The sequence below is a fragment of the Micromonospora sp. S-DT3-3-22 genome (genome assembly GCF_015354745.1).
GTDB lineage: Bacteria > Actinomycetota > Actinomycetes > Mycobacteriales > Micromonosporaceae > Micromonospora > Micromonospora wenchangensis.
Map to the genome: position 1 here is coordinate 40,575 of NZ_JACGMO010000027.1, position 25,968 is coordinate 66,542.

Consider the following 25,968-nt stretch of genomic DNA (forward strand, 5'->3'; position numbering starts at 1 on the left):
GGCAGGTGTGCCCGGCTACATAAACCGAATCCGATGTTACCCGGCGCACACGCTCCGGGTAGACCAGGGCGCCCGCCCAGTCACGAAGAACTGAGCGGGCGCCATGGTCTGCCTGACCTACAGCTCGGTGACCGAGCCGCCGGCAGCGGTGATCTTCTCCTTGGCCGACGCGCTGAACGCCTGCGCCGACACCTGGAGGGTCACGCCGCCGAGGTCGCCGGTGCCGAGGATCTTGACCGGGTGGCCCTTGCGGACCGCGCCGGCCTCGACCAGCTCCAGCGGGCCGACCTGGCCGCCGTTGGGGAACAGTTCGGCGAGCCGGTCCAGGTTGACCACCTGGAAGACGACCTTGAACTTGTTCTTGAAGCCCTTCATCTTCGGCAGGCGCATGTGGATGGGCATCTGCCCACCCTCGAACGCCGCCGAGATGTTCTTGCGGGCCTTGGAGCCCTTGGTGCCGCGACCGGCGGTCTTGCCCTTGGAGCCCTCACCGCGACCCACCCGGGTCTTCGCGGTCTTGGCGCCCGGGGCCGGACGGAGATGGTGAACCTTGATCGTCATTACTCGACCTCCTCGACCTTCACGAGGTGGCTGACCGTGAAGATCATGCCCCGAATCTCGGGACGGTCCTCCTTGACCACCACGTCATTGATCCGCTTCAGGCCGAGCGAACGCAGCGAGTGCCGCTGGTTCTGCTTCCGCCCGATCTCGGACCGGATCTGGGTGACCTTCAGGCGTGCCATCAGGACGCCACCCCCGCCCGCGACGCCAGCATGGCGGCCGGCGCGACGTCCTCCACCGGCAGGCCACGACGGGCCGCGACGGCCTCCGGGGACTCGAGCCCCTTCAGCGCCGCCACCGTGGCGTGCACGATGTTGATCGGGTTGGACGAGCCGAGGCTCTTGGAGAGCACGTCGTGGATGCCCGCGCACTCCAGCACGGCACGCACCGGGCCACCGGCGATGACGCCCGTACCGGCGGACGCCGGCTTGAGCAGCACCACACCGGCCGCGGCCTCACCCTGGATCGGGTGCGGGATCGACTGGCCGATCCGCGGCACCTTGAAGAAGTGCTTCTTGGCCTCCTCGACGCCCTTGGCGATCGCCGCGGGCACCTCCTTGGCCTTTCCGTAGCCCACGCCGACCGTGCCGTCGCCGTCGCCCACGATCACCAGGGCGGTGAAGCTGAAGCGACGACCACCCTTCACGACCTTGGCGACGCGGTTGATCGCGACGACCCGCTCGAGGTGCGGGGTCTTCTCGACGGGCGCGTTTCCGCGGCCGCCCTCACGGCGGTTGTCGCGGCGACCACCCTCGTTGCCACCGGACCCGCCGCCACGGCGCTGTTGACCTGGCATCAGCAGCCTTCCTTATCTCTCGTGACGGGGTTTCTAGAACTCGAGCCCGGCTTCGCGGGCGGCGTCGGCAAGCGCGGCGACCCGCCCCGCGTACCGGTTGCCACCACGGTCGAAGACGACCTTGGAGACGCCGGCGGCCTTGGCCCGCTCGGCGAGCAGGCTGCCGACCTTGCCGGCCAGGGCGCTCTTGTCGCCCTCCGCACCGCGCAGCGACGCGTCCAGGGTCGAGGCCGACGCCAGGGTGTGACCCTTGGTGTCATCGACGATCTGGGCGACGATGTGCCGCAGCGAGCGGGTGACCACCAGGCGGGGACGCTCGGCGGTGCCGCTGACGTTCTTGCGGACCCGGAAGTGTCGACGCGCACGGCCGACGGCGCGCTTGGCGGCGACGCCGCGGCGGCGCTTGAGCAGCGTGGCGCTCACTTCTTACCTGCCTTTCCGGCCTTGCGGCGGATGACCTCGCCCTGGTACTTGACGCCCTTGCCCTTGTAGGGCTCCGGCGGGCGGATCTTCCGGATGTTGGCGGCGACCTCACCGACCTGCTGCTTGTCGATGCCGGCCACGTGGAACAGCGTCGGCCGCTCCACCGTGAAGGTGATGCCGTCCGGCGCCTGCACCAGGACCGGGTGCGAGAACCCGAGCGCGAACTCCAGGTCCTTGCCCTTGGCGGTGACCCGGTAACCGGTGCCGGCGATCTCCAGGCTCTTGCGGTAGCCCTCGGTCACCCCGACGATCATGTTGGCGACCAGGGTACGGCTCAGGCCGTGCAGCTCCTTGGCCTTGCGCTCGTCGTTCGGCCGGTTGACGTGCAGCTGCCCGTCCTCGCCCCGCTCCGCGGAGATCGGCTCGGCGAGCGTGTGGCTCAGCTCGCCCTTCGGGCCCTTGACCTTGACGGTCTGGCCCTCGATCGTGATGTCGACGCCGGAGGGCACCGAGATCGACTTACGTCCAATACGCGACATTTCTACCTGTCTCCCGTTACCAGACGAAGGCGAGGACTTCCCCGCCAACGCTCCGCTTGCGGGCCTGCCGGTCGGTGAGCAGCCCCTGGGACGTCGAAATGATCGCCACGCCCAGCCCGCCGAGCACCCGCGGGAGCCCGTCCGACTTGGCGTACACCCGGAGACCGGGCTTGGACACGCGCTTGATGCCGGCCAGGCTCCGCTCCCGGTTCTGGCCGTACTTCAGCTCGACGACCAGTCGCTTGCCGACGGCGCCCTCCTCGGGCTCCTCGACCAACCAGGTGGCGATGTAACCCTCGGCCTTGAGGACCTCGGCGATGTTCGCCTTGATCTTCGAGTAGGGCATCGTCACCCGGTCGTGGTACGCCTGGTTGGCGTTCCGCAGACGCGTGAGCATGTCTGCGATCGGGTCGGTCATCGTCATGAAATTCGTCAACCTTTCTCGCCGGGGTTCCCCGGGCACGGCCCGGGGCCTACGGCGAAGAGACAGTTCAGCTGACGCGCGGAGCGCGCCGGGCTATTACCAGGAAGCCTTGGACACGCCGGGCAGCTCACCGCGGTGGGCCATCTCCCGGATGCACACCCGGCAGAGGCCGAACTTGCGGTAGACCGCCTTCGGACGCCCGCACCGCTGGCAGCGGGTGTACGCGCGAACCGAGAACTTCGGCTTCGCGGCGGCCTTGAGGATCAGCGCCTTCTTGGCCATCTCAGTTCTCCTTGAACGGGAAGCCCAGGAGCTTGAGCAGCGCCCGGCCCTCGTCGTCGGTCGTGGCGGTCGTGACCACCGTGATGTCCATGCCCCGCTGGCGATCGATCCGGTCCTGGTCGATCTCGTGGAACACCGACTGCTCGGTCAGGCCGAACGTGTAGTTGCCGTGCCCGTCCAGCTTGCGACCGTCCAGGCCGCGGAAGTCACGGATACGCGGCAGCGCGATCGACAGCAGCCGGTCCAGGAACTCCCACATCCGGTCGCCGCGCAGGGTCACCTTCGCGCCGATCGGCATGCCCTCACGCAGCTTGAACTGCGCGATCGACTTGGTGGCCCGCCGCACCTGCGGCTTCTGCCCGGTGATCGTGGCCAGGTCGCGGACGGCGCCGTCGATCAGCTTGGCGTCGCGGGCGGCCTCGCCCACGCCCATGTTGACGACGATCTTGACCAGCCGCGGCACCTGCATGGGGTTGCCGTAGCTGTGCTGCTCCTGCAGCTTGGCCACGATCTCGTTGCGGTACCGCTCCTTGAGGCGCGGCAGGGTCTTGGTTTCGGTAGCCGTGGTCATCACAGGTCCTTACCGGTGCTACGCGCGATGCGGACCTTCTGGCCGTTGTCGTCGAACCGGTAACCGACCCGGGTCGGGTTCCCGTCGGAGTCCAGGACCTGCACGTTCGAGACGTGGATCGGGGCCTCCTGGGTGACGATGCCACCGGTCTTGGCGCCGCGCTGGGTGGTGCTGACACGGGTGTGCTTCTTGACCCGGTTCACGCCTTCGACGAGGACCTTGTCCTGCCGCGGGTAGGCCGCGATGACCTTGCCCTTGGCGCCCTTGTCCTTGCCGGCGATGACGATGACCGTGTCGCCCTTCTTGACCTTCACGGTCACAACACCTCCGGCGCGAGGGAAATGATCTTCATGAACCGCTTGTCCCGCAGCTCGCGGCCCACCGGGCCGAAGATACGGGTGCCGCGCGGGTCCCCGCCGTCCTTGATGATGACGGCGGCGTTCTCGTCGAAACGGATGTACGAGCCGTCCGGCCGCCGCTTCTCCTTGGCGGTGCGGACGACGACGGCCTTGACGACGTCGCCCTTCTTGACACCGGCGCCCGGGATCGCGTCCTTGACGGTGGCCACGATGACGTCGCCGATGCTCGCGTAGCGCCGACCGGAGCCACCGAGAACCCGGATGCACAGGATCTCCCGGGCACCCGTGTTGTCGGCGACGCGCAGTCGCGACTCCTGCTGAATCACGTCTATCTCCTATGTCTGCCGGTTCTCCGGCCGCCCTCGCGGACGGCCGGAGCCTGGCGGAACCTGCGCCCGACCGAAACCGGCCGAGCTCGAGCCTTCGCTACTTGGCCTTCTCGAGGATCTCCACGATCCGCCAACGCTTGGTGGCGGACAGCGGCCGGGTCTCCATGATCAGGACCCGGTCACCGATGCCGGCAGCGTTCTGCTCGTCGTGGACCTTCAGCTTGCTGGTACGGCGCATGATCTTGCCGTACAGCGCGTGCTTGACCCGGTCCTCGACCTCGACCACGACGGTCTTGTCCATCTTGTCGCTGACCACCAGGCCCTCACGGACCTTACGGCGGGCCCGCACGGTGGTGGCGGTGTTCTCGGTCTCACTCATGATGCAGTCACCTCAGTCGGCGCGGCCGAGAGACCCAGCTCGCGCTCACGCATGATCGTGTAGATCCGGGCGATCTCCCGACGGATGACCTGCAGCCGCCGGTTGTTGTCCAGCTGACCGGTCGCGGCCTGCACGCGGAGGTTGAACAGCTCCGCCTTGGCCTCGCGCAGCTTCGTGACCAGCTCCTCCTCGGAGAGTTCACGCAGCTCGGAGGGCTTGACGCCCGCTGCCATCAGGATTCACCCACTTCGCGCGTAACAATGCGGCACTTCATCGGGAGCTTGTGGATCGCGCGACGCATCGCCTCTCGCGCGATCTGCTCGTTGGGGAAGGACATCTCGAAGAGAACCCGCCCCGGCTTGACGTTCGCGACCCACCACTCGGGCGAGCCCTTGCCGGAACCCATCCGGGTCTCGGCCGGCTTCTTGGTGAGGGCCTGGTCGGGGAAGACCGTGATCCACACCTTGCCGCCACGCTTGATGTGCCGGGTCATGGCGATACGTGCCGACTCGATCTGCCGGTTGGTCACGTACGCCGGCTCGAGAGCCTGGATTCCGAACTCGCCGAACACCACCCGGTTACCGCCCTTGGACGCGCCGTGGCGGTCCGGGTGGTGCGGCTTGCGGAAGCCCTTCGGGGGCTTGCGCGGCATCAGCATCTGTCAGCCCTCCTGCTGCGTTTCTGCCGGCTGGGTGGCGGCTGCGGCGACAGCGGAGCTGTCGACCGGCTCGCCACTCGGCGTCTCGGCCTGCTGCGCGATGGTGGTCGCGGCAGCCCGGCCGGCCTCGGTACCGCCGGCGGTCGTACCCGACGAACCCGACCGGCCACGACGCGGCCGCTCGGGCCGGTCGCCACGCTCACCACGACGCGGGCGGGACGGACCGGCCTCGGCCGGAGCCTCCCGGCCCGGCACTGCGTCGCCCTTGTAGATCCAGACCTTCACGCCGATCCGGCCGAAGGTGGTACGGGCCTCGAAGAAGCCGTACTCGATGTTGGCCCGCAGCGTGTGCAGCGGAACCCGACCCTCGCGGTAGAACTCCGTCCGGCTCATCTCGGCGCCGCCGAGACGGCCCGAGACCTGCACCCGGATGCCCTTGCAGACGGGGTTCTTCATCGCCGACTGCATCGACTTGCGCATGGCCCGACGGAAGCTGACCCGGCTGGAGAGCTGCTCGGCGACACCCTGGGCGACCAGCTGCGCGTCCGACTCGGGGTTCTTGACCTCGATGATGTTCAGCTGCACCTGCTTGCCGGTGAGCTTCTCCAGCTCGCCGCGGATCCGGTCGGCCTCCGCACCCTTACGGCCGATGACGATGCCCGGCCGGGCGGTGTGGATGTCGACCCGGACCCGGTCCCGGGTCCGCTCGATGTCGACCTTGGAGATGCCGGCCCGCTCGAGGCCCTTGGACATCATCCGGCGGATCTTGACGTCCTCGCCGATGTAGTCCTTGTAGAGCTTGTCGGCGAACCAGCGGGACTTCCAGTCGGTCGAGATGCCGAGCCGGAACCCAGTGGGGTGAACCTTCTGACCCATTACTCGGCACCCTCCGTCTTGCTCTCGGTCGCCGCGGGCTCGGCCTGCTGCGCCGGCGCCGCCTTCTTCGCCGCGGACTTCTTCGGCGCGGCCGGCGCGACCGCCTCGACCGCCACGGTGATGTGGCAGGTGCGCTTGCGGATCCGGTAAGCCCGGCCCTGCGCCCGCGGCCGGAACCGCTTCATGGTCGGGCCCTCGTCGACGAACGCCTCGCTGACGAGCAGCGCATCGGGGTCCAGCCGCTCGTTGTTCTCCGCGTTGGCGATCGCGCTCGCGAGCACCTTGTACACCTGCTCGCTCGCCGCCTGCGGCGCGAACTGCAGCACCGTGAGCGCCTCCTTCGCGGGCAGGCCGCGGACGAGGTTGACCACCCGGCGCGCCTTCATCGGCGAGATGCGCACGTGTCGCGCAACCGCCCGCGCGCCCGGAAGCACCGGAGCGTCGCCCTTTCCTGGCATCGCTGTAACCCCTTGTTCCTCTATCCGTATGCCCGCGGCGTCAGCGCCGGCGGCTCTTCCGGTCGTCCTTCTCGTGACCCTTGAACGTACGGGTCAGCGCGAACTCGCCGAGCTTGTGCCCGACCATGGCCTCGGTCACGAACACCGGGACGTGCTTGCGTCCGTCGTGCACGGCGATCGTGTGCCCGAGCATCTCGGGGATGATCGTCGAGCGGCGCGACCAGGTCTTGATGACGTTCTTCGAGCCCTTGTCGTTCTGCGTCTCCACCTTCTTGAGCAGGTGGTCGTCGACGAACGGGCCCTTCTTCAGGCTGCGAGGCATGCTCTATCTCCCTCAGCCGCGCTTACGCGTGGCGTAGCGGCGGCGGACGATCAGCCGGTCGCTCGGCTGGCCCTTACGACGGGTGCGGCCCTCGGGCTTACCCTGCGGGTTCACCGGGTGGCGACCACCGGAGGTCTTACCCTCACCACCACCGTGCGGGTGGTCGACCGGGTTCATCGCGACACCACGGACGGTCGGGCGCTTGCCCTTCCACCGCATCCGGCCGGCCTTGCCCCAGTTGATGTTCGACTGGTCGGCGTTGCCGATCTCGCCGACGCTGGCGCGGCAGCGCACGTCGACCCGCCGGATCTCGCCGGACGGCATACGCAGGGTCGCGTAGACGCCCTCCCGGCCGAGCAGCTGGATGCCGACGCCGGCCGAACGGGCCAGCTTGGCGCCGCCGCCCGGACGCAGCTCCACGTTGTGGATGGTGGTACCGACCGGGATGTTGCGCAGCGGCAGGTTGTTGCCCGGCTTGATGTCGGCGCCCGGCCCGGACTCGACCCGGTCGCCCTGCTTCAGGTCCTTCGGCGCGAGGATGTAGCGCTTCTCGCCGTCGGCGTAGTGCAGCAGCGCGATGCGCGCGGTGCGGTTCGGGTCGTACTCGATGTGCGCGACCTTGGCCGGCACGCCGTCCTTGTCGACCCGCTTGAAGTCGATCAGCCGGTACTGCCGCTTGTGGCCGCCGCCGTGGTGCCGGGCGGTGATCCGGCCGTGGGCGTTGCGTCCGCCCTTCTTCGGCAGCGGAGCCAGCAGGGACTTCTCCGGCGTGGACCGGGTGATCTCGGCGAAGTCGGCGACGCTGGAGCCGCGTCGGCCCGGCGTCGTCGGCTTGTACTTACGGATAGCCATTGTCTACACCCCTCAGCTGACCGGGCCGCCGAAGGCCTCGATACGGTCACCGTCAGCCAGCTTCACGATCGCCCGCTTGGTCGCCTTGCGCTGACCGAAGCCGGTCTTGGTGCGCTTGCGCTTGCCCTGGCGGTTGAGCGTGTTGACCGTCAGGACGCGGACGTTGAAGATCTGCTGGATAGCGATCTTGATCTCGGTCTTGTTCGCGTCCGGGTGCACCAGGAAGGTGTACCAGTTCCGGTTCAGCTCGCTGTAGCTCTTCTCCGAGACGACCGGCGCGACGATGACGTCCCGCGGGTCGGCGATCGTGCTCACTTGCCACCCTCCTCGGTGGTCTCGGCGGGCACGCCCAGGAACTCGTCCAGGGCGCCCTTGGTGAAGACCACGTCGTCGGCCACCAGCACGTCGTACGTGTTGAGCTGGCCGGACTCGATCAGGTGCACCCGCGGCTCGTTGCGCAGCGACACCCAGTTCAGCTCGTCGGTGCTGCTCAGCACGACCAGCACCCGCCGGGCCCCGGTCAGCTTGGCCAGGGTGGCCAGGGCCGCCTTGGTCGACGGCTTCTCGCCCGAGACGAAGGTCTCGACGACGTGCACCTGGCCGGCGCGGGCCCGGTCGGAGAGGGCGCCACGCAGGGCGGCGGCCTTCATCTTCTTCGGGGTCCGCTGGCTGTAGTCGCGCGGCACCGGGCCGTGGACCACGCCACCGCCGGCGAACTGCGGCGCGCGGATCGAGCCCTGCCGGGCGCGACCGGTGCCCTTCTGCTTGTACGGCTTCTTGCCGCCGCCGGAGACCTCGCCACGGGTCTTGGCCTTGTGGGTGCCCTGCCGGGCCGCCGCGAGCTGAGCCACCACGACCTGGTGCATCAGCGCGATGTTGGCCTGGACGTCGAAGATGTCGGCCGGCAGCTCGACGGAGCCGCTCTTGGCGCCTTCGACGTTGAGGACGTCAACGGTGGTCACTTGGCCACACCGCCCTTCTTCGCCTTCGTCTTGGCCGCGGTGCGGACCAGGACCAGCGCGCCCTTGGGGCCGGGGATGGCACCACGGACGAGCAGGAGGTTGTTCTCGGTGTCGACCGCCTGGACGGTCAGGTTCTGGACGGTGTAGCGCACGCCACCCATCCGACCCGCCATCCGGGTGCCCTTGAAGACGCGACCCGGGGTCGCGCAGGCGCCGATGGAGCCCGGCGAGCGGTGCTTGCGCTCGACACCGTGGCTGGCGCGCAGACCGTGGAAGCCGTGCCGCTTCATCGGGCCGGCGTAGCCCTTGCCCTTGGTCTTGCCGGTGACGTCGATGACCACGCCGACCGGGAACTCCTCGACCGTGACCTCCTGGCCGAGCGAGTAGTCCGCGGCGTCGGTGGTGCGCAGCTCGACGATGTGCCGGCGCGGCGCCACGTCCGCCTTGGCGTAGTGCCCGGCGAGCGGCTTCTTGGCCTTGCGCGGGTCGATCGTGCCGTAGGCGAGCTGGACCGCGGAGTAACCGTCCTTCTCGGCGCTACGAACCTGGCTGACGACGCAGGGGCCGGCCTGAACCACGGTCACGGGGACAACCTTGTTGTTGTCCCAGACCTGGGTCATGCCGAGCTTTGCGCCCAGGATCCCCTTGACTTGCCTGTCCATTTGTCCGGTCCCTACAGCTTGATCTCGATGTCGACGCCAGCCGGCAGGTCGAGGCGCATGAGCGAGTCGACCGTCTTCGGGGTCGGGTCGATGATGTCGATCAGCCGCTTGTGCGTACGCATCTCGAAGTGCTCGCGCGAGTCCTTGTACTTGTGCGGCGAGCGGATGACGCAGAAACGGTTGATCTCCGTGGGCAGCGGCACCGGGCCCGCGACCTGCGCCCCGGTGCGCGTCACCGTCTCGACGATCTTCCGCGCCGAGGAGTCGACGACCTCGTGGTCATAGGCCTTGAGCCGGATGCGGATCTTCTGTCCCGCCATGGTGGCTTCTGTTCCTTCTCTCGATGCCGCTGTGTTGCGGGCACCTGTACCGGCTGGCACAGGCCCACTTCGCCGACCCCCGCGGTCGGGCGTGTCGCGCCCTCGGACCAGGCTCCGCCCCGGGACTCCGGAGCGACTCTCTGACCACGCGGTGGGTCAAGGCGCCGATCGCATCACAGCGATCTGGACGCCGTGCGAGGGTGGTTGACCGCCAGGGGCGATCAACCACCCTACGCGCGACTGTTGGTCTTCCCGGAGGTCCAGCTTTCGCCGGACACGGGCGACTAACCGTCGTTACGCAACCTGACTAGTATGCCGCACGACCGGCGGCGACGCTAATCGGGGTTACCTGGGTCACTTGATGATCTTGGTGACGCGACCCGCGCCGACCGTACGACCACCCTCGCGGATCGCGAACTTGAGGTTGTCCTCCATCGCGATGGGCTGGATGAGCTTGACGGCCATCGTGGTGTTGTCGCCCGGCATGACCATCTCGGTGCCCTCGGGGAGGGTGACGACACCGGTGACGTCGGTGGTGCGGAAGTAGAACTGCGGGCGGTAGTTCTGGAAGAACGGGGTGTGCCGGCCGCCCTCCTCCTTGGAGAGGATGTAGACCGTCGCCTCGAACTCCGTGTGCGGGGTGCTGGTGCCAGGCTTGACGACCACCATGCCGCGCTCGACGTCCTCGCGCTTGATGCCACGCAGCAGCAGACCGACGTTCTCGCCCGCGCGGGCCTCGTCGAGCAGCTTGCGGAACATCTCGATGCCGGTGCAGACCGTCTTCTGCGACTTCTCGCGGATACCGACGATCTCCACCTCCTCGTTCGGCTTGAGCACGCCACGCTCGGCGCGACCGGTGACGACCGTGCCACGACCGGTGATCGTGAAGACGTCCTCGATCGGCATGAGGAACGGCTTCTCGGTCTCCCGCTCGGGCTGCGGGATCGCGGTGTCGACCGCGTTCATCAGCTCCAGCAGGCGGCCGGTCCACTCGGGGTCGCCCTCAAGGGCCTTCAGCGCCGACACCCGGACGACCGGCAGGTCGTCACCCGGGTACTCCTGCGCCGACAGCAGCTCGCGGACCTCGAGCTCGACGAGCTCCAGGAGCTCCTCGTCGTCGACCATGTCGCTCTTGTTGAGCGCCACGACGATGTACGGCACACCGACCTGACGGGCCAGCAGCACGTGCTCGCGGGTCTGCGGCATCGGGCCGTCGGTCGCCGCGACCACCAGGATCGCGCCGTCCATCTGGGCGGCACCGGTGATCATGTTCTTGATGTAGTCGGCGTGCCCGGGGCAGTCGACGTGCGCGTAGTGCCGCGCCTCGGTCTGGTACTCGACGTGCGCGATCGAGATCGTGATACCGCGGGCCTTCTCCTCCGGCGCCTTGTCGATCTCGTCGAACGGCGTGTACGGGTTGAGGTCCGGGTACTGGTCGTGCAGGACCTTCGTGATGGCCGCCGTCAGCGTCGTCTTACCGTGGTCGATGTGACCAATGGTGCCGATGTTGACGTGCGGCTTAGTCCGCTCGAACTTCGCCTTCGCCACTGGTGTCCTCCTGTGGACTTCTTGGTTCTTCTCGCCCCGGCGCGCCGGACGGCGCTTAGGACTCTGTCGACAGCCTTTCCGGCCAACGGCCGGAGAGCTTGGTGGGTTCTGCGGCGATGAAGCCTACAGGCCCGGATTCACACAACCCGACCGAGGTGGTCGCGGGCGGGACTCCCGTCCGCGACCGGCCCCGGCTCACCGGATCAGCAGCAGGTGAGCGTCACTCACCCGTCGCCTTGGCGATGATCTCCTTCGCCACGCTCTGCGGCACCTCGGCGTAGGAGTCGAACTGCATGCTGTAGCTTGCCCGGCCCTGGGTCTTCGACCGCAGGTCGCCGACGTAGCCGAACATCTCCGACAACGGCACCAGGGCCCTCACGATGCGGGCGCCGCTGCGCTCCTCCATCGCCTGGATGATGCCACGGCGGGAGTTGAGGTCGCCGATGACGTCACCCATGTTCTCCTCGGGAGTGGTGACCTCAACGGCCATCATCGGTTCGAGGAGCGCGGGGTCGGCCTTGCGGGCCGCCTCCTTCATCACCATCGAGCCGGCGATCTTGAATGCCATTTCGGACGAGTCGACCTCGTGGTACTGGCCGTCCAGCAGGGTCAGCTTGACACCGACCAGCGGGAAGCCCGCCAGGATGCCGTACTGCATGGCGTCCTGCGCACCGGCGTCCACCGACGGGATGAACTCCCGGGGGATACGGCCACCGGTGACGGCGTTGGCGAACTCGTAGGTCGGCGACTCGTTGTCCAGCGGCAGCGGCTCGATGCTCACGATGACGCGGGCGTACTGGCCGGAGCCACCGGTCTGCTTCTTGTGGGTGTACTCGATCTTCTCCACCTTGCGGCGGATCGTCTCGCGGTACGCCACCTGCGGCTTGCCGATGTTGGCCTCGACGTTGAACTCGCGGCGCATTCGGTCGACCAGGATGTCCAGGTGCAGCTCGCCCATGCCGGCGATGACCGTCTGACCGGTCTCCTCGTCCAGCTTGACGCGGAAGGTCGGGTCCTCCTCGGCCAGCCGCTGGATGGCGGTGCTGAGCTTCTCCTGGTCGGCCTTGGTCTTCGGCTCGATCGCGACCTCGATGACCGGCTCGGGGAAGGTCATCGACTCCAGGATGACCGGGTTCGCCGGGTCGCAGAGGGTGTCACCGGTGGTGGTCTGCTTGAGACCCTGCACCGCGATGATGTCGCCAGCCTGGGCCGAGCCGCGCTCTTCCCGCTTGTTGGCGTGCATCTGGTAGATCTTGCCGATCCGCTCCTTGCGGTCCTTGGTGGAGTTGACCACCTGGTTGCCGGTCTCGACCACGCCCGAGTACACCCGGACGTAGGTGAGCTTGCCGAGGTGCTTGTCGGTCTGGATCTTGAAGGCCAGGCCGGAGAAGGGCTCGGCCTTCGACGGCTTACGCTGCAACGGCGTCTCGCCGTCGGTCGCGGTGCCCTCGATCGCCGGCACGTCCAGCGGCGACGGCAGGAAGTCGACCACGGCGTCGAGCATGGGCTGCACGCCCTTGTTCTTGAACGCCGAGCCGCACAGCACCGGGTTGGCCTTGCTGGCGATGGTGGCCCGCCGGATGGCGGCCTTGATCTCCTCGACGGAGATCTCCTCGCCCTCCAGGTACTTCTCCATCACCGCGTCGTCGACGTCGGCCAGGGTCTCCATCAGCTTCTCGCGCCACTCCGCCGCGGAGTCGGCCAGGTCGGCCGGGATCTCCTCGATGGCGTAGTCCTCACCCTTCTGGGTCTCCCCGCGCCAGGTGAGGGCGCGCATGCCGATCAGGTCGACGACACCGATGTGGTCGCCCTCGAGCCCGATCGGGATCTGGAGCACCAGCGGGGTGGCGTTGAGCCGGTCGATCATCATCTGCACGCAGCGGAAGAAGTCCGCGCCCGTACGGTCGAGCTTGTTGACGAAGCACATCCGCGGGACGTGGTACTTGTCGGCCTGCCGCCAGACGTTCTCCGTCTGCGGCTCCACGCCGGCAACGCCGTCGTAGACCGCGACCGCACCATCCAGCACCCGCAGCGACCGCTCGACCTCGACCGTGAAGTCGACGTGACCGGGCGTGTCGATGATCTGGATCGTGTGGCCCTTCCACTCACACTTGGTGGCAGCAGAGGTGATGGTGATACCACGCTCCTGCTCCTGCTCCATCCAGTCCATGACGGCAGCGCCCTCGTGGACCTCACCGATCTTGTAGGTGATACCGGTGTAGAACAGGATCCGCTCGGTGGTCGTGGTCTTACCGGCATCGATGTGCGCCATGATGCCGATGTTGCGTACGTTGGCGAGCGCGTCTGCGGCGGCCACTTCAATCCCTACTTATCGTCGTCTCGACTCGACCGGTGGCGGTTCCGGCGCCGGTCCGGCGCCGGAACCAGGCTGTTACCAGCGGTAGTGCGCGAAGGCCTTGTTGGACTCCGCCATCTTGTGGGTGTCCTCGCGCCGCTTGACGGCGGCACCCAGACCGTTGCTCGCGTCGAGCAGCTCGTTCATCAGCCGCTCGACCATGGTCTTCTCGCGACGGGCCTTGGAGTACGTGACCAGCCAACGCAGACCGAGAGTGGTCGCCCGGGCCGGACGGACCTCGACCGGCACCTGGTAGGTGGCGCCACCGACCCGGCGGCTGCGCACCTCCAGGGTCGGCTTGACGTTGTCCATCGCGCGCTTGAGGGTGACGACCGGGTCGGTGCCGCTCTTCTCGCGGCACCCCTCCAGGGCGGCGTACACGATGCGCTCGGCGAGCTGACGCTTGCCGCGCATCAGGATCTTGTTGACCAGCTGGGTGACCAGCGGCGAGTTGTACACCGGGTCAGCGACCAGCGGCTTCCGCGGAGCGGGTCCCTTGCGCGGCATGTCAGCTCTTCTCCTTCTTCGCGCCGTACCGGCTGCGCGCCTGCTTGCGGTTGCGGACACCCTGGGTGTCCAGCGAGCCGCGGACGATCTTGTAACGCACGCCGGGGAGGTCCTTCACCCGGCCGCCGCGAACGAGCACGATCGAGTGCTCCTGAAGGTTGTGACCCACGCCCGGGATGTAGGCGGTCACCTCGATCTGGCTGCTGAGCTTGACACGAGCGACCTTGCGGAGCGCCGAGTTCGGCTTCTTGGGGGTGGTGGTGTACACGCGGGTGCACACACCGCGCCGCTGAGGGGATCCCTTCAGCGCCGGGGTCTTGGTCTTGGTCGTCTTGGCCTGGCGGCCCTTTCGGACCAGCTGCTGAATGGTGGGCACCGGGTTTCTCCGCTCCCTTCGGCCGCGTCACGCGACCGCGCCGTCTGCTCGTTAGCCGACCTGATGGCCGGCTCTCCTACATTCCGACCGGGTCCACCTCGCGGCGGTCCCGGTACCCGCGGTCGGGTGTGTCGCCCGGTTCGCGGTCCCGGTGCCGTCGCTCGCGCGGGTGGCACCGGTTTCTGTCACCGGCGCGTGGTCGTCCGCCCGCCGGGTCCTGTGGACTGTGTCGTACGGCCGCTCGATCTCCGGATCAATCCGGATCCCGCGCACGCACGAGTCGCCCGGGCATGCCCGGGCGCAAGGGGAAAGAGTACCTACCACAGCCTCGCAGGTCAAAACGGGCTGGTCCGCCGGGTCTCAGAACTCCGTCGGTCGCGCCGTGCGCCCTGCCTGCTCGCCCGTGACGGGCCCCTAGGCTGTCCAGTGTACCGGCTGCCGTACGTCGCAGCCCGTCACCCCCGGGCGACGGGGGTCACGCCAACTGCACCAGCAACGCCAGCCCCAGGCCCAGCAGGCTGAGCACCAGCCCCACCCCGCCGCAGCTGATCCCTGCCGTCGCCAGGCCCCGGCCGGTGAACCGCACCGCCGGCGGTGGCGCGGCCCGGCGGATCTGCCGGCGGGCAAGCAGCCCGGCGACGATCGCCGCCGTACCGGCCAGCACCCCCGGCACGGTGAACGCGCCGGCCGCCCAGGCACCGCCGAGCTGCGCTCCCCCGACGCCGAAGCAGATCACCAGGAACGACACCAGGATCGACCCGATCCCCGCGATCAACGAGCCCACCGCCGGACCGGAGGTGACCGCCGGCACGTCCAGGTGCACCACCCCGAAGGGGGTGCCGGGCACGGCGTCGACCCGCTTGGGAGCGCGCGGGGCCTCCGGCGGCGGTGGGGGCAGCGGCCCCGGCCCGTGCCCCGACGACGCCGGCCAGCCCGTCCCGGCCGCCGGCTGTCCCGGGTACGACCCGGCCGCCACCGTCCCGGGATACGCCCCGCCCGGGCCGGGGTACGGCGACGACCCCGGATACGACGGCGGCCCGGCGGGCGGTCCCCCGGGGAACGGCCCACCACTGGACGGCGGCCCACCATCGAACGGTGCAGCGCTGGCCGGCCCGCCACCCGACGGCGCGCCGCCGACGCCGGGCGTCGGCGGCGGGGCGTACCCGAGGGGGGCGGCCTCCGGCGGGATGCCGGCGCCGTGCACCGGGCCGGGCCCGGACGGCGCGCCCCACGGGCTGACGGCCCACGGGTCGGGCGGGCGGATCGTCCCGGCGTCGGTGCCGGGCGCGGCCGGCTCCGGGGAGCCGACGGGCGGTCCGCCCGGGTCGCCTCCCGACGGCGACGCCGGTTCCGTCACGGGGTCCTCCTGTCGCGATGTGGGTCCACCGTCACGCGACGGACACCGGCCAGGCTACCGCCGCCACGCACCGTGGGTGCCCCCTGCCGGATCATCACCCCGACGGGTCAGTCGACGTTCGGGGCGAAGTCCTGCCCGTACGGGGAACCGGCCAGCCGGACCACGCCGATCACCACAAGCGTCACCACCGCGACCGCGACCAGTACCAGGCCAGCCCAGGCAAGCCGCTCCCCCCGCCGCAGCCAGGCCGCGCCGGTGAGGAACCCACCCGAGGCGTACGCCTCCCGGCGGGCCTGCCGCGCCAGCTGGAGGGCGATCGTGGCGGGCACCACCCCGCCGACGAAGAGCCCGGTCAACGCCCCGATCAACCCGAGCGCGAAGACGGCCCGTGCCTTGGTGGCGCGTACCGGGTCGGGGTCGAGCGGATGACGTGGTGGCTGGTGCGCCAACGGCAGCGGCCCCGCAGCGGTCGTCATGCCCACCATCATGCCCGGCGTCCGGCCGTACCGGACACTTCCCGGCGGGCACGCCTCCGGAACGAGGAAGGCCCCCGGCGCGACGCCGGGGGCCTTCCTCGTCAGCTGGTGCTCAGCGGTACGACCCGAAGTCGAAGTCGTCCAGCGGAACCGCCTGCCCGCTGGCCGGCCCGAAGCCGTAGTCGGTCTCCGGGTAGCCGGTCATCGAGTAGACCTTGGCCTTCGCCTCCTCGGTCGGCTCGACCCGGACGTTGCGGTACTTGCTGATGCCGGTACCGGCCGGGATGAGCTTACCGATGATCACGTTCTCCTTGAGGCCGACCAGCGAGTCGCTGCGCGAGTTGATCGCCGCGTCGGTCAGCACCCGGGTGGTCTCCTGGAAGGAGGCCGCCGAGAGCCAGGAGTCGGTGGCCAGCGAGGCCTTGGTGATACCCATCAGCACCGGACGACCGGCAGCGGGCTCGCCACCCTCGCCGACGAGCCGGCGGTTCTCCGACTCGAACAGCGCCCGGTCGACAAGCACACCCGGCAGGAACTCGGTCGAGCCGGAGTCGATGACCGTCACCCGCTTGAGCATCTGGCGGATGATGATCTCGATGTGCTTGTCGTGGATGAGCACACCCTGCGAGCGGTAGACCTCCTGGACCTCCTGGGTCAGGTGGACCTGGACCGCGCGCGGGCCGAGGATGCGCAGCAGCTCGTGCGGGTCGATGGTGCCCTCGGTGAGCTTCTCGCCGACCTCGACGTGGTCCCCGTCGTGGGTCCGCAGCCGGACCCGCTTGGAGATCTTGTCGTAGACGATCTCGTCGCTGCCGTCGTCCGGCACCACGATGATCTTCCGGGACCGCTCGCCGTCCTCGATCCGGATCCGGCCCGGGGTGTCGGCGATGGGCGCCTTGCCCTTCGGGATACGGGCCTCGAAGATCTCCTGGACACGCGGCAGACCCTGGGTAATGTCCTCACCCGCGACACCACCGGTGTGGAAGGTACGCATCGTCAGCTGGGTGCCCGGCTCACCGATCGACTGGGCGGCGATGATGCCGACCGCCTCGCCGACGTCCACGGTCTTGCCGGTCGGCAGCGAACGGCCGTAGCACGCACCGCAGACGCCCAGCTTCGACTCGCAGGTGAGCACGCTGCGCACCCGGACCGTCTCCACCCCGGCGGCGACGATCTTGTCGACCCCGATGGAGTTGATGTCCTGACCCCGGTGGGCCACCACGGTGCCGTCCGGCCCCTTGATGTCGTCGGCCAGGGTACGGGCGTGCACGCTGGTCTCGGCGTGCTCGTGGACGACCAGCCGGCCACCCTCCAGACGCTCGCCGATCTGCATCGGGATCGCCCGGTCGGTGCCGCAGTCCTCCTCGCGGATGATGACGTCCTGCGAGACGTCCACCAGACGACGGGTCAGGTAACCCGAGTCGGCGGTACGCAGCGCGGTGTCGGCCAGACCCTTACGGGCACCGTGCGTGGAGATGAAGTACTCCAGCACGGACAGACCCTCCCGGTACGACGCCTTGATGGGTCGCGGGATGATCTCGCCCTTCGGGTTGGCCACCAGACCACGGATCGCCGCGATCTGCCGGAGCTGGAGCAGGTTACCGCGGGCGCCCGAGTTGATCATCTTCCACAGCGGGTTCTCCTGCGGCAGCGCGGTGTCCATCTCCTTGGCGACCTCGTTGGTCGCCTTGGTCCAGATCTCGATGAGTTCGCCGCGACGCTCCTCGGCGGTCATCAGACCACGCTGGTACTGCTTGTCGATCCGGTCGGCTTCCTTCTCGTACCGCTCCAGGATCTCCCGCTTGCGCGGCGGAGCGATGACGTCCTCCATACCGATGGTGACGCCGGACCAGGTGGCCCAGTGGAAGCCGGCCTCCTTGAGCCCGTCCAGGGTGGCGGCCAGCGCCACCTTGGGGAAGCGCTCGGCGAGGTCGTTGACGATCGCGGAGAGCTGGCCCTTGCGGATCTCGTAGTTCACGAAGCGGTAGCCCTGCGGCAGCGTCTCGTTGAACAGGACCCGGCCGAGCGTGGTCTCCACGGTCAGCGGCTCACCCTCGACCCAGCCCTCCGGGGCGACCCAGGGCTCCGCGCCGTTGCCGTTGTCGACACCGATCACGTCCCGCAGCCGGATCTTGACCGGGGTCTGCAGGTGCAGCTCGCCCGCGTCGAACGCCATCCGCGCCTCAGCGTCCGAGCTGAACGCCCGGCCCTCGCCGACCCCGCCCGGGGTCAGGTGGGTGAGGTGGTAGAGGCCGATGACCATGTCCTGGGTGGGCATGGTGACCGGCTTGCCGTCGGCCGGCTTGAGGATGTTGTTCGACGACAGCATCAGGATCCGCGCCTCGGCCTGGGCCTCGGCCGACAGCGGCACGTGCACCGCCATCTGGTCACCGTCGAAGTCGGCGTTGAACGCGGTGCAGACCAGCGGGTGGATCTGGATCGCCTTGCCCTCGACCAGCTGCGGCTCGAAGGCCTGGATGCCCAGGCGGTGCAGCGTCGGCGCGCGGTTGAGCAGCACCGGGTGCTCGCCGATGACCTCTTCCAGCACGTCCCACACGACCGGGCGCTGCCGCTCGACCATCCGCTTGGCGGACTTGATGTTCTGCGCGTGGTTGAGGTCGACCAGCCGCTTCATCACGAACGGCTTGAACAGCTCCAGCGCCATCTGCTTGGGCAGGCCGCACTGGTGCAGCTTCAGCTTCGGGCCGACCACGATGACCGAACGGCCCGAGTAGTCGACGCGCTTGCCGAGCAGGTTCTGCCGGAACCGGCCCTGCTTGCCCTTGAGCATGTCGGACAGCGACTTGAGCGGGCGGTTACCCGGGCCGGTGACCGGCCGGCCGCGACGGCCGTTGTCGAACAGCGCGTCGACGGCCTCCTGGAGCATCCGCTTCTCGTTGTTGACGATGATCTCGGGCGCGCCGAGGTCGATCAGCCGCTTGAGCCGGTTGTTCCGGTTGATCACACGGCGGTACAGGTCGTTCAGGTCGGAGGTCGCGAAGCGGCCACCGTCGAGCTGCACCATCGGGCGCAGGTCCGGCGGGATGACCGGGACGCAGTCCAGCACCATGCCCAGCGGCGAGTTGCGGGTGTTCAGGAACGCCGCGACGACCTTCAGCCGCTTGAGCGCACGGATCTTGCGCTGGCCCTTGCCGGAGCGGATGGTCTCGCGCAGGCTCTCGGCCTCGGCGTCGAGGTCCATGTTCTGGACCAGCGCCTTGATCGCCTCGGCGCCCATGCCACCGGTGAAGTACTCGCCGAACCGGTCACGCAGCTCGCGGTAGAGCAGCTCGTCGGTGACCAGCTGCTTGGAGTCGAGCTTGCGGAAGGTGTCGAGGACCTCGTCGAGGCGGTCGATCTCGCGCTGGGCCCGGTCGCGGATCTGGCGCATCTCGCGCTCTCCGCCCTCCTTGACCTTGCGCCGGACGTCCGCCTTGGCGCCCTCGGCCTCCAGCTCGGCCAGGTCGGCCTCCAGCTTGGCGGCCCGCTTCTCGATCTCCGAGTCGCGGCTGTTCTCGGACTGCCGCTTCTCGGCGAGGATCTCGTTCTCGATCGTCGAGAGGTCACGGTGACGCGCCTCGGCGTCAACGCTCGTCACGACGTACGAGGCGAAGTAGATGATCTTTTCGAGGTCCTTGGGGGCGAGGTCCAGCAGGTAGCCCAGCCGGCTCGGCACGCCCTTGAAGTACCAGATGTGGGTCACCGGAGCGGCCAGCTCGATGTGCCCCATCCGCTCACGACGGACCTTGGAGCGGGTCACCTCGACGCCGCAACGCTCACAGATGATGCCCTTGAACCGGACCCGCTTGTACTTGCCGCAGTAGCACTCCCAGTCCCGCTGAGGGCCGAAGATCTTCTCGCAGAAGAGCCCGTCCTTCTCCGGCTTGAGGGTGCGGTAGTTGATCGTCTCGGGCTTCTTGACCTCACCGTGCGACCACTGACGGATGTCGTCCGCGGTCGCGAGGCCGATGCGCAGCTCGTCGAAGAAGTTGACGTCGAGCACTATGTCCCCTATGTCGTCGTCTTTACAGCTAGATCACGGGCGGGGTCGGGAGCCGGACAGCCGGCCCCCGACCCGCACCACTTACACCTCTTCGACCGAGCTCGGCTCGCGCCGGGACAGGTCGATGCCCAGCTCCTCCGCGGCCCGGAACACCTCGTCGTCGGTCTCGCGCATCTCCAGGGCCACCCCGTCGCTGCTGAGCACCTCGACGTTCAGGCACAGCGACTGGAGCTCCTTGAGCAACACCTTGAACGACTCCGGGATGCCCGGCTCCGGGATGTTCTCGCCCTTGACGATCGCCTCGTAGACCTTGACCCGGCCCAGGACGTCGTCGGACTTGATGGTCAGCAGTTCCTGCAGGGCGTAGGCGGCGCCGTACGCCTGCATGGCCCAGCACTCCATCTCACCGAAGCGCTGGCCACCGAACTGCGCCTTACCACCCAGCGGCTGCTGCGTGATCATCGAGTACGGCCCGGTCGACCGGGCGTGGATCTTGTCGTCGACCAGGTGGTTGAGCTTCAGGATGTAGATGTAGCCGACCGCGATCGGGTCGGGCAGCGGCTCGCCGGAACGACCGTCGAACAGCTGCGCCTTACCGGAGGACCCGATCAGCTGCTTGCCGTCCCGGTTGGGCAGGGTCGACGCGAGCAGACCGGAGATCTCCTCCTCGCGGGCACCGTCGAAGACCGGGGTGGCCACGTTGGTGTCCGGCTCGGACTCGTGCGCCTCGATCGAGCGGAGCTGACGCTTCCACTCGGTGTCGTCGCCGTCCACGCTCCAGCCGGTCTTGGCCACCCACCCGAGGTGGGTCTCCAGGACCTGGCCGATGTTCATCCGGGACGGCACACCCAGCGGGTTCAGCACGATGTCGACCGGGGTGCCGTCCTCCAGGAACGGCATGTCCTCGATCGGCAGGATCTTCGAGATGACACCCTTGTTGCCGTGCCGGCCGGCGAGCTTGTCGCCGTCCTGGATCTTGCGCTTCTGGGCGACGTACACCCGGACCAGCTCGTTGACGCCCGGCGGCAGCTCGTCGCCGTCCTCGCGGGAGAAGGTACGCACCCCGATGACCGTGCCGGTCTCGCCGTGCGGCACCTTCAGCGAGGTGTCCCGGACCTCCCGGGCCTTCTCGCCGAAGATCGCGCGCAGCAGCCGCTCCTCCGGGGTCAGCTCGGTCTCGCCCTTCGGCGTGACCTTACCGACCAGGATGTCGCCGGGGACGACCTCCGCGCCGATCCGGATGATGCCGCGCTCGTCGAGGTCGGCGAGCATCTCCTCGCTGACGTTCGGGATGTCCCGGGTGATCTCCTCCGGGCCGAGCTTGGTGTCCCGGGCGTCGACCTCGTGCTCCTCGATGTGGATCGAGGTGAGCACGTCCTGCTGCACGAGGCGCTGCGACAGGATGATCGCGTCCTCGTAGTTGTGACCCTCCCAGCACATGAACGCCACCAGCAGGTTGCGTCCGAGCGCCATCTCGCCCTCGTCGGTGCACGGACCGTCGGCGATGACCTGGCCGGCCTCGACGCGGTCGCCCTCGAAGACGACCGGCTTCTGGTTGACGCAGGAGCCGGCGTTGGAGCGGCGGAACTTGTGCAGCAGGTACGTCCGGCGGTGGCCGTCGTCCTGGTGGATGGTGATGTAGTCGGCGCAGAGATCCTCGATCACGCCGCCGACCTCGGCCACCACCACGTCACCGGCGTCGACCGCGGCACGGTACTCCATGCCGGTGCCGACCAGCGGCGACTCCGCCTTGACCAGCGGCACCGCCTGACGCTGCATGTTCGCGCCCATCAGCGCGCGGTTGGCGTCGTCGTGCTCCAGGAACGGGATCATCGCGGTCGCGACCGAGGTCATCTGCCGCGGCGACACGTCCATGTAGTCGACGGCACCGGGGACCACGTCCTCGGTCTCACCGCCCTTACGGCGACACAGCACCCGGTCCTCGGCGAACGTGCCGTCGGCCTTGAGCGGCGCGTTGGCCTGGGCCTTGACGAACCGGTCCTCCTCGTCCGCGGTCAGGTAGTCGATCTGGTCGGTGACCCGACCCTCGACGACCTTCCGGTACGGCGTCTCGATGAAGCCGAACGGGTTGACCCGGGCGAAGGTGGACAGCGCGCCGATCAGGCCGATGTTCGGGCCTTCCGGCGTCTCGATCGGGCACATCCGGCCGTAGTGGGACGGGTGCACGTCACGGACCTCGAAGCCGGCCCGCTCCCGGGACAGACCACCCGGGCCGAGCGCGCTCAGCCGCCGCCGGTGGGTCAGGCCCGCCAGCGGGTTGGTCTGGTCCATGAACTGGGACAGCTGCGACGTACCGAAGAACTCCTTGATCGCCGCCACCACCGGGCGGATGTTGATCAGGGTCTGCGGCGTGATCGCCTCGACGTCCTGGGTGGTCATCCGCTCGCGGACGACCCGCTCCATCCGGGAGAGACCGACCCGGACCTGGTTCTGGATCAGCTCGCCCACGGTACGCAGGCGACGGTTGCCGAAGTGGTCGATGTCGTCGGCCTCGTAGCCCTCCTCACCGGCGTGCAGCCGGCAGAGGTACTCCACGGTGGCGACGACGTCGTCCTCGGTGAGCGTGCCGGTGGTGATCGGCACGTCGAGTTCGAGCTTCTTGTTGAACTTGTACCGACCGACCTTGGCGACGTCGTACCGCTTCGGGTTGAAGAAGAGGTTGTCGAGCAGGGTCTGGGCGTTCTCGCGGGTCGGCGGCTCGCCAGGGCGGAGCTTGCGGTAGATGTCGAGCAGAGCCTCGTCCTGGCCGGCGATGTGGTCCTTCTCGAGCGTGGTCATCATCAGCTCGGACCAGCCGAACTTCTCGCGGATCTGCTCGGCGGACCAACCGATGGCCTTGAGCAGGACCGTGACGGCCTGCCGACGCTTGCGGTCGATGCGGACGCCGACCGTGTCGCGCTTGTCGATGTCGAACTCCAGCCAGGCACCCCGGCTGGGGATGACCTTGACGCTGGAGAGGTCGCGGTCGGAGGTCTTGTCCGGCTGCTTGTCGAAGTAGACGCCCGGGGACCGGACGAGCTGGCTGACCACGACGCGCTCGGTGCCGTTGATGATGAAGGTGCCCTTGGGCGTCATCATCGGGAAGTCACCCATGAACACCGTCTGGCTCTTGATCTCGCCGGTGGTGTTGTTGGTGAACTCCGCCGTCACGAACAGCGGGGCGCAGTAGGTCAGGTCCTTCTCCTTGCACTCCTCGATCGAGGCCTTGACCTCGTCGAAGCGCGGTGCCGAGAAGGACAGCGACATGGTGCCGGAAAAGTCCTCAATGGGACTGATCTCGTCGAGGATTTCCGCGAGACCCGAGCGTGCGTGCGGGTCGTCCGCCGACCGGCCCTGCCAAGCCTCGTTGCCGACGAGCCAGTCGAAGGACTCGTTCTGGATGGCGAGGAGGTTGGGGACCTCGAGGTGTTCGGTGATCCTGCCGAAAGAAACTCGGCGGGGCGCGAAAGCGCTCGACGTACGACTGGTCTTCGCAGGGCGGGAAGCTGCCAAGATGCGTCCTTCCGAGGACCGGTGCTGCAGAACGGCTGGTACGCGTGCACTCCAATGACCCCACCAGAAATATCCGTAACCGGACATTTCCGAGCAGGGGTCAAGTCGGAAGGCAGCGCAAACTAGCAGTGTAGCCGAGAGGCTAACCGCTGTCCAGCCCATCCCGCAGGTCGTCGCGGAACGCGCCACGGGACCCCGGAGAACGGGGTCGTACCGGGCCGCTCGGAACACGACGTTCCTGTCGGACCGCTCGGGTGGAACGGCTGCTGGTGCTGCCGCAGCCATTACCCAAGAGGGGGCCGTCGCAAGCGCGGAAGGTCTTGCTGGTGTCAGCGTGCCTGGCAGGCCGGGGCCGCGTCAAGAGGCTCCAAGCGCCTGCTCGCCGGGTTTCCCACGGACGGGCTACCCACGGCGTCACCGCCATGTCGCACCACGAGTGCGAACACCCTGCTCACACCACTGATACCCGGAGTCACCAAGCATGACGGGCGGTGATCCGTCTGTCGGATCACCGCCCGTTCAGTTTGCGGTGTGCCGCGGCTCACCCGAGCCGGACACGCGCCACGGTCGACCGCAGGGGTCGACCCCAGGTCACTTGAGGGTGACCTTGGCGCCCTCACCCTCGAGCTTGGCCTTGGCCTTCTCGGCGGTCTCCTTGTTGACCTTCTCCAGGATCGCCTTCGGCGCGGACTCGACCGCGTCCTTGGCCTCCTTGAGGCCCAGGCCGGTCAGCTCACGCACGACCTTGATGACCTGGATCTTCTTGCCACCGTCGGCCTCCAGGACGACGTCGAACTCGTCCTTCTCCTCCTCGACCGGCGCGGCGGCGGCGCCACCGGCACCACCCGCAGCGGCGACCGCGACCGGCGCGGCGGCGGTGACCTCGAAGGTCTCCTCGAACTGCTTCACGAACTCGGAGAGCTCGATCAGCGTCATCTCCTTGAACGCGTCGAGCAGCTCGTCGGTGCTGAGCTTCGCCATGTCTGGCGTCCTTTCTCGCAATGAAAATTAAAGAACGTGGTGCGCCGGGAGGCCTCAGGCCGCCTCGGCGCCCTCCTGCTCGCGCTTCTTGTCCGCCAGGGCGGCCGCCGCGCGGGCGGCCTTGGAGAGCGGCGCCTGGAACAGGGCCGCGGCCTTGCTCAGGTTGCCCTTCATCGCGCCGGCCAGCTTGGCCAGCAGCACCTCACGGGACTCCAGGTCGGCGAGCTTCGTGACCTCGGCCGCGGAAATGGCCTTGCCCTCGAACACACCGCCCTTGATGACGAGCTTCGGGTTGGCCTTCGCGAAGTCGCGAAGACCCTTCGCCGCCTCGACGACGTCGCCCGAAACGAAAGTCAGCGCGGTAGGACCGGTGAACAGCTCGTCGAGGCCGGAGATGCCCGCCTCGGTCGCGGCACGCTTGGCCAGCGTGTTCTTCGCGACCGTGTAGGTGGTCTCCTTGCCGAGCGAGCGCCGCAGCTGGGTGAGCTGGGAAACCGTCAGACCACGGTACTCGGTGAGCACCGCGGCGCCCGAGGTACGGAAGCTCTCGGTCAGCTCAGCGACGGCCGTGGCCTTGTCGGCCCGGATCGGCTTGTCCGCCATGTCCCTCCTCTCTCGTTACTCGGAGCTGGTCGCCGTCGGGGAGCACGGGGCTCGGTGACGGCGCCGGAGGCGTCACGACAACGAAAAAGCCCCGGCGCAGGGCGCGCGGGGCGAGGGCGGGGCCGATCACCATGGTCGGCGGACCACGGGGAGGAACCGAACTACGCTTACCGCCCTGCGCGGGTCGCCCGTCATCGCGGAACCTTCGACCGTGCCGGGGCACGGTGACCAGCGGTCTCTGGGTGGAACTACCGGACCAGGTTACGCGACGGCCCGGCCATCACCAAATCGCCCGCCGGCAACGCTCACGGGCGGACCCGTCGCCACCGGGCGTAGCCGGCCAGCGCCACCCCGGCCCAGGCCGACGCCCACACCGACAGGAGCAGCGCGGTGCCGGCCGGCACACCGCCGGCGAGCGCCCGCGCGGTGGCCAGCACCGGCGGCACCAGCCAGGGCGCCACTACCACCCCACCAC

31 protein-coding genes are annotated in these 25,968 nt (G+C 68.5%); all 31 read right to left on the minus strand.

All coding sequences use genetic code 11. The annotated features are described in order from the left end of the window. Nucleotides 1–117 precede the first annotated feature (117 nt). The 31 genes from rplO to rplJ all read right to left on the minus strand — a co-directional run bounded on the left by rplO (nt 118) and on the right by rplJ (nt 25,493). Nucleotides 118–561 (minus strand): 50S ribosomal protein L15, encoded by a 444-nt coding sequence (gene rplO, locus H1A17_RS10900; protein ID WP_088646994.1) that lies wholly within the window; start codon nt 559–561, stop codon nt 118–120. Beyond that, nucleotides 561–743: a 50S ribosomal protein L30 gene (gene rpmD / locus H1A17_RS10905; protein WP_088646995.1), complete on the minus strand. Its 183-nt coding sequence runs from the start codon at nt 741–743 to the stop codon at nt 561–563. The genes rplO and rpmD overlap by 1 nt, the downstream gene beginning before the upstream one ends. Next, nucleotides 743–1,357: a 30S ribosomal protein S5 gene (gene rpsE, locus H1A17_RS10910; protein WP_088646996.1), complete on the minus strand. Its 615-nt coding sequence runs from the start codon at nt 1,355–1,357 to the stop codon at nt 743–745. The genes rpmD and rpsE overlap by 1 nt, the downstream gene beginning before the upstream one ends. Nucleotides 1,358–1,390: 33 nt before the next feature. Beyond that, nucleotides 1,391–1,780, minus strand: a complete 390-nt coding sequence (gene rplR / locus H1A17_RS10915) for a 50S ribosomal protein L18 (RefSeq protein ID WP_088646997.1) — start codon at nt 1,778–1,780, stop codon at nt 1,391–1,393. Further along, nucleotides 1,777–2,319, minus strand: a complete 543-nt coding sequence (rplF, locus tag H1A17_RS10920) for a 50S ribosomal protein L6 (protein WP_145921750.1) — start codon at nt 2,317–2,319, stop codon at nt 1,777–1,779. The genes rplR and rplF overlap by 4 nt, the downstream gene beginning before the upstream one ends. A gap of 16 nt (nt 2,320–2,335) precedes the next feature. Further along, entirely contained in the window at nt 2,336–2,743 is a 408-nt protein-coding gene (gene rpsH, locus H1A17_RS10925) for a 30S ribosomal protein S8 (RefSeq protein WP_067301438.1), read from the minus strand. 96 nt (nt 2,744–2,839) lie between these two features. Beyond that, complete coding sequence (locus H1A17_RS10930) at nt 2,840–3,025, minus strand: type Z 30S ribosomal protein S14 (RefSeq protein ID WP_007073023.1); 186 nt, start codon at nt 3,023–3,025, stop codon at nt 2,840–2,842. Between the two features lies 1 nt (nt 3,026). Then, nucleotides 3,027–3,596, minus strand: a complete 570-nt coding sequence (rplE, locus tag H1A17_RS10935; protein WP_067301437.1) for a 50S ribosomal protein L5 — start codon at nt 3,594–3,596, stop codon at nt 3,027–3,029. Continuing rightward, nucleotides 3,596–3,916 (minus strand): 50S ribosomal protein L24, encoded by a 321-nt coding sequence (rplX, locus tag H1A17_RS10940; protein WP_194821781.1) that lies wholly within the window; start codon nt 3,914–3,916, stop codon nt 3,596–3,598. The genes rplE and rplX overlap by 1 nt, the downstream gene beginning before the upstream one ends. After that, nucleotides 3,913–4,281 (minus strand): 50S ribosomal protein L14, encoded by a 369-nt coding sequence (rplN, locus tag H1A17_RS10945; RefSeq protein ID WP_007073026.1) that lies wholly within the window; start codon nt 4,279–4,281, stop codon nt 3,913–3,915. The genes rplX and rplN overlap by 4 nt, the downstream gene beginning before the upstream one ends. Before the next feature lie 100 nt (nt 4,282–4,381). Further along, nucleotides 4,382–4,663: a 30S ribosomal protein S17 gene (gene rpsQ / locus H1A17_RS10950; protein WP_088646999.1), complete on the minus strand. Its 282-nt coding sequence runs from the start codon at nt 4,661–4,663 to the stop codon at nt 4,382–4,384. Next, nucleotides 4,660–4,896 carry a 50S ribosomal protein L29 gene (gene rpmC, locus H1A17_RS10955; protein WP_013288628.1) on the minus strand — a complete coding sequence of 79 codons (237 nt, stop codon included), beginning with the start codon at nt 4,894–4,896 and terminating at the stop codon, nt 4,660–4,662. The genes rpsQ and rpmC overlap by 4 nt, the downstream gene beginning before the upstream one ends. Next, the gene (gene rplP, locus H1A17_RS10960; RefSeq protein ID WP_088647000.1) at nt 4,896–5,321 is read right to left on the minus strand and encodes a 50S ribosomal protein L16; all 426 of its coding nucleotides are present in this window, start codon (nt 5,319–5,321) and stop codon (nt 4,896–4,898) included. The genes rpmC and rplP overlap by 1 nt, the downstream gene beginning before the upstream one ends. Nucleotides 5,322–5,324: 3 nt before the next feature. Then, complete coding sequence (gene rpsC / locus H1A17_RS10965) at nt 5,325–6,197, minus strand: 30S ribosomal protein S3 (protein WP_088647001.1); 873 nt, start codon at nt 6,195–6,197, stop codon at nt 5,325–5,327. Beyond that, on the minus strand, nt 6,197–6,655 hold the full coding sequence (gene rplV, locus H1A17_RS10970) for a 50S ribosomal protein L22 (RefSeq protein ID WP_088647002.1): 459 nt from the start codon (nt 6,653–6,655) through the stop codon (nt 6,197–6,199). Before rplV ends, rpsC begins: the two co-directional genes overlap by 1 nt. A 40-nt stretch (nt 6,656–6,695) precedes the next feature. After that, nucleotides 6,696–6,977, minus strand: a complete 282-nt coding sequence (rpsS, locus tag H1A17_RS10975) for a 30S ribosomal protein S19 (protein ID WP_007073032.1) — start codon at nt 6,975–6,977, stop codon at nt 6,696–6,698. A 12-nt stretch (nt 6,978–6,989) separates the two neighbouring features. Beyond that, nucleotides 6,990–7,829, minus strand: coding sequence for a 50S ribosomal protein L2 (gene rplB / locus H1A17_RS10980; protein WP_145921751.1), 840 nt, complete (start codon nt 7,827–7,829; stop codon nt 6,990–6,992). A 12-nt stretch (nt 7,830–7,841) separates the two neighbouring features. Next, on the minus strand, nt 7,842–8,144 hold the full coding sequence (rplW, locus tag H1A17_RS10985) for a 50S ribosomal protein L23 (RefSeq protein WP_067301418.1): 303 nt from the start codon (nt 8,142–8,144) through the stop codon (nt 7,842–7,844). Further along, nucleotides 8,141–8,791, minus strand: coding sequence for a 50S ribosomal protein L4 (gene rplD / locus H1A17_RS10990; protein ID WP_145921752.1), 651 nt, complete (start codon nt 8,789–8,791; stop codon nt 8,141–8,143). Before rplD ends, rplW begins: the two co-directional genes overlap by 4 nt. Next, nucleotides 8,788–9,453: a 50S ribosomal protein L3 gene (rplC, locus tag H1A17_RS10995; RefSeq protein ID WP_088647006.1), complete on the minus strand. Its 666-nt coding sequence runs from the start codon at nt 9,451–9,453 to the stop codon at nt 8,788–8,790. The genes rplD and rplC overlap by 4 nt, the downstream gene beginning before the upstream one ends. An 11-nt stretch (nt 9,454–9,464) precedes the next feature. After that, the gene (rpsJ, locus tag H1A17_RS11000; protein ID WP_007073037.1) at nt 9,465–9,773 is read right to left on the minus strand and encodes a 30S ribosomal protein S10; all 309 of its coding nucleotides are present in this window, start codon (nt 9,771–9,773) and stop codon (nt 9,465–9,467) included. A 354-nt stretch (nt 9,774–10,127) separates the two neighbouring features. After that, a complete protein-coding gene (gene tuf, locus H1A17_RS11005) occupies nt 10,128–11,321 on the minus strand; it encodes an elongation factor Tu (RefSeq protein ID WP_088647007.1) in 1,194 nt (397 codons plus the stop codon). Between the two features lie 220 nt (nt 11,322–11,541). Next, nucleotides 11,542–13,638: an elongation factor G gene (gene fusA, locus H1A17_RS11010; RefSeq protein ID WP_145921753.1), complete on the minus strand. Its 2,097-nt coding sequence runs from the start codon at nt 13,636–13,638 to the stop codon at nt 11,542–11,544. 75 nt (nt 13,639–13,713) lie between these two features. Continuing rightward, nucleotides 13,714–14,184 carry a 30S ribosomal protein S7 gene (rpsG, locus tag H1A17_RS11015; protein WP_088647009.1) on the minus strand — a complete coding sequence of 157 codons (471 nt, stop codon included), beginning with the start codon at nt 14,182–14,184 and terminating at the stop codon, nt 13,714–13,716. A gap of 1 nt (nt 14,185) precedes the next feature. Next, nucleotides 14,186–14,560 (minus strand): 30S ribosomal protein S12, encoded by a 375-nt coding sequence (gene rpsL / locus H1A17_RS11020; RefSeq protein ID WP_007465318.1) that lies wholly within the window; start codon nt 14,558–14,560, stop codon nt 14,186–14,188. Between the two features lie 475 nt (nt 14,561–15,035). Then, nucleotides 15,036–15,407 (minus strand): DUF4190 domain-containing protein, encoded by a 372-nt coding sequence (locus tag H1A17_RS11025; RefSeq protein WP_145923052.1) that lies wholly within the window; start codon nt 15,405–15,407, stop codon nt 15,036–15,038. Between the two features lie 617 nt (nt 15,408–16,024). Next, the gene (locus tag H1A17_RS11030) at nt 16,025–16,393 is read right to left on the minus strand and encodes a hypothetical protein (RefSeq protein WP_145921754.1); all 369 of its coding nucleotides are present in this window, start codon (nt 16,391–16,393) and stop codon (nt 16,025–16,027) included. A 112-nt stretch (nt 16,394–16,505) separates the two neighbouring features. Then, nucleotides 16,506–20,396: a DNA-directed RNA polymerase subunit beta' gene (locus H1A17_RS11035; protein WP_145921755.1), complete on the minus strand. Its 3,891-nt coding sequence runs from the start codon at nt 20,394–20,396 to the stop codon at nt 16,506–16,508. 81 nt (nt 20,397–20,477) lie between these two features. Then, nucleotides 20,478–23,909: a DNA-directed RNA polymerase subunit beta gene (locus H1A17_RS11040; protein WP_145921756.1), complete on the minus strand. Its 3,432-nt coding sequence runs from the start codon at nt 23,907–23,909 to the stop codon at nt 20,478–20,480. A 591-nt stretch (nt 23,910–24,500) separates the two neighbouring features. Continuing rightward, the gene (gene rplL / locus H1A17_RS11045; protein ID WP_088644794.1) at nt 24,501–24,890 is read right to left on the minus strand and encodes a 50S ribosomal protein L7/L12; all 390 of its coding nucleotides are present in this window, start codon (nt 24,888–24,890) and stop codon (nt 24,501–24,503) included. A gap of 54 nt (nt 24,891–24,944) precedes the next feature. Further along, nucleotides 24,945–25,493, minus strand: a complete 549-nt coding sequence (gene rplJ, locus H1A17_RS11050; protein ID WP_088644793.1) for a 50S ribosomal protein L10 — start codon at nt 25,491–25,493, stop codon at nt 24,945–24,947. Nucleotides 25,494–25,968 lie beyond the last annotated feature (475 nt).

Excerpts from the sequence above, each read along its gene's own strand:
- rplJ (WP_088644793.1), bottom strand. The coding sequence starts at position 25,493 with ATGGCGGACAAGCCGATCCGGGCCGACAAGGCCACGGCCGTCGCTGAG.
- rplP (WP_088647000.1), bottom strand. The coding sequence starts at position 5,321 with ATGCTGATGCCGCGCAAGCCCCCGAAGGGCTTCCGCAAGCCGCACCAC.
- rplL (WP_088644794.1), bottom strand. The coding sequence starts at position 24,890 with ATGGCGAAGCTCAGCACCGACGAGCTGCTCGACGCGTTCAAGGAGATG.
- rpsG (WP_088647009.1), bottom strand. The coding sequence starts at position 14,184 with ATGCCGCGCAAGGGACCCGCTCCGCGGAAGCCGCTGGTCGCTGACCCG.
- rpsE (WP_088646996.1), bottom strand. The coding sequence starts at position 1,357 with ATGCCAGGTCAACAGCGCCGTGGCGGCGGGTCCGGTGGCAACGAGGGT.
- H1A17_RS10930 (WP_007073023.1), bottom strand. The coding sequence starts at position 3,025 with ATGGCCAAGAAGGCGCTGATCCTCAAGGCCGCCGCGAAGCCGAAGTTC.
- rpmD (WP_088646995.1), bottom strand. The coding sequence starts at position 743 with ATGGCACGCCTGAAGGTCACCCAGATCCGGTCCGAGATCGGGCGGAAG.
- H1A17_RS11030 (WP_145921754.1), bottom strand. The coding sequence starts at position 16,393 with ATGACGACCGCTGCGGGGCCGCTGCCGTTGGCGCACCAGCCACCACGT.
- rpsS (WP_007073032.1), bottom strand. The coding sequence starts at position 6,977 with ATGCCTCGCAGCCTGAAGAAGGGCCCGTTCGTCGACGACCACCTGCTC.
- rplB (WP_145921751.1), bottom strand. The coding sequence starts at position 7,829 with ATGGCTATCCGTAAGTACAAGCCGACGACGCCGGGCCGACGCGGCTCC.
- rplE (WP_067301437.1), bottom strand. The coding sequence starts at position 3,596 with ATGACCACGGCTACCGAAACCAAGACCCTGCCGCGCCTCAAGGAGCGG.
- rplO (WP_088646994.1), bottom strand. The coding sequence starts at position 561 with ATGACGATCAAGGTTCACCATCTCCGTCCGGCCCCGGGCGCCAAGACC.
- rpsJ (WP_007073037.1), bottom strand. The coding sequence starts at position 9,773 with ATGGCGGGACAGAAGATCCGCATCCGGCTCAAGGCCTATGACCACGAG.
- rpsC (WP_088647001.1), bottom strand. The coding sequence starts at position 6,197 with ATGGGTCAGAAGGTTCACCCCACTGGGTTCCGGCTCGGCATCTCGACC.
- rplV (WP_088647002.1), bottom strand. The coding sequence starts at position 6,655 with ATGCCAGGAAAGGGCGACGCTCCGGTGCTTCCGGGCGCGCGGGCGGTT.
- rpsH (WP_067301438.1), bottom strand. The coding sequence starts at position 2,743 with ATGACGATGACCGACCCGATCGCAGACATGCTCACGCGTCTGCGGAAC.
- rpmC (WP_013288628.1), bottom strand. The coding sequence starts at position 4,896 with ATGGCAGCGGGCGTCAAGCCCTCCGAGCTGCGTGAACTCTCCGAGGAG.
- rpsQ (WP_088646999.1), bottom strand. The coding sequence starts at position 4,663 with ATGAGTGAGACCGAGAACACCGCCACCACCGTGCGGGCCCGCCGTAAG.
- rplF (WP_145921750.1), bottom strand. The coding sequence starts at position 2,319 with ATGTCGCGTATTGGACGTAAGTCGATCTCGGTGCCCTCCGGCGTCGAC.
- rplC (WP_088647006.1), bottom strand. The coding sequence starts at position 9,453 with ATGGACAGGCAAGTCAAGGGGATCCTGGGCGCAAAGCTCGGCATGACC.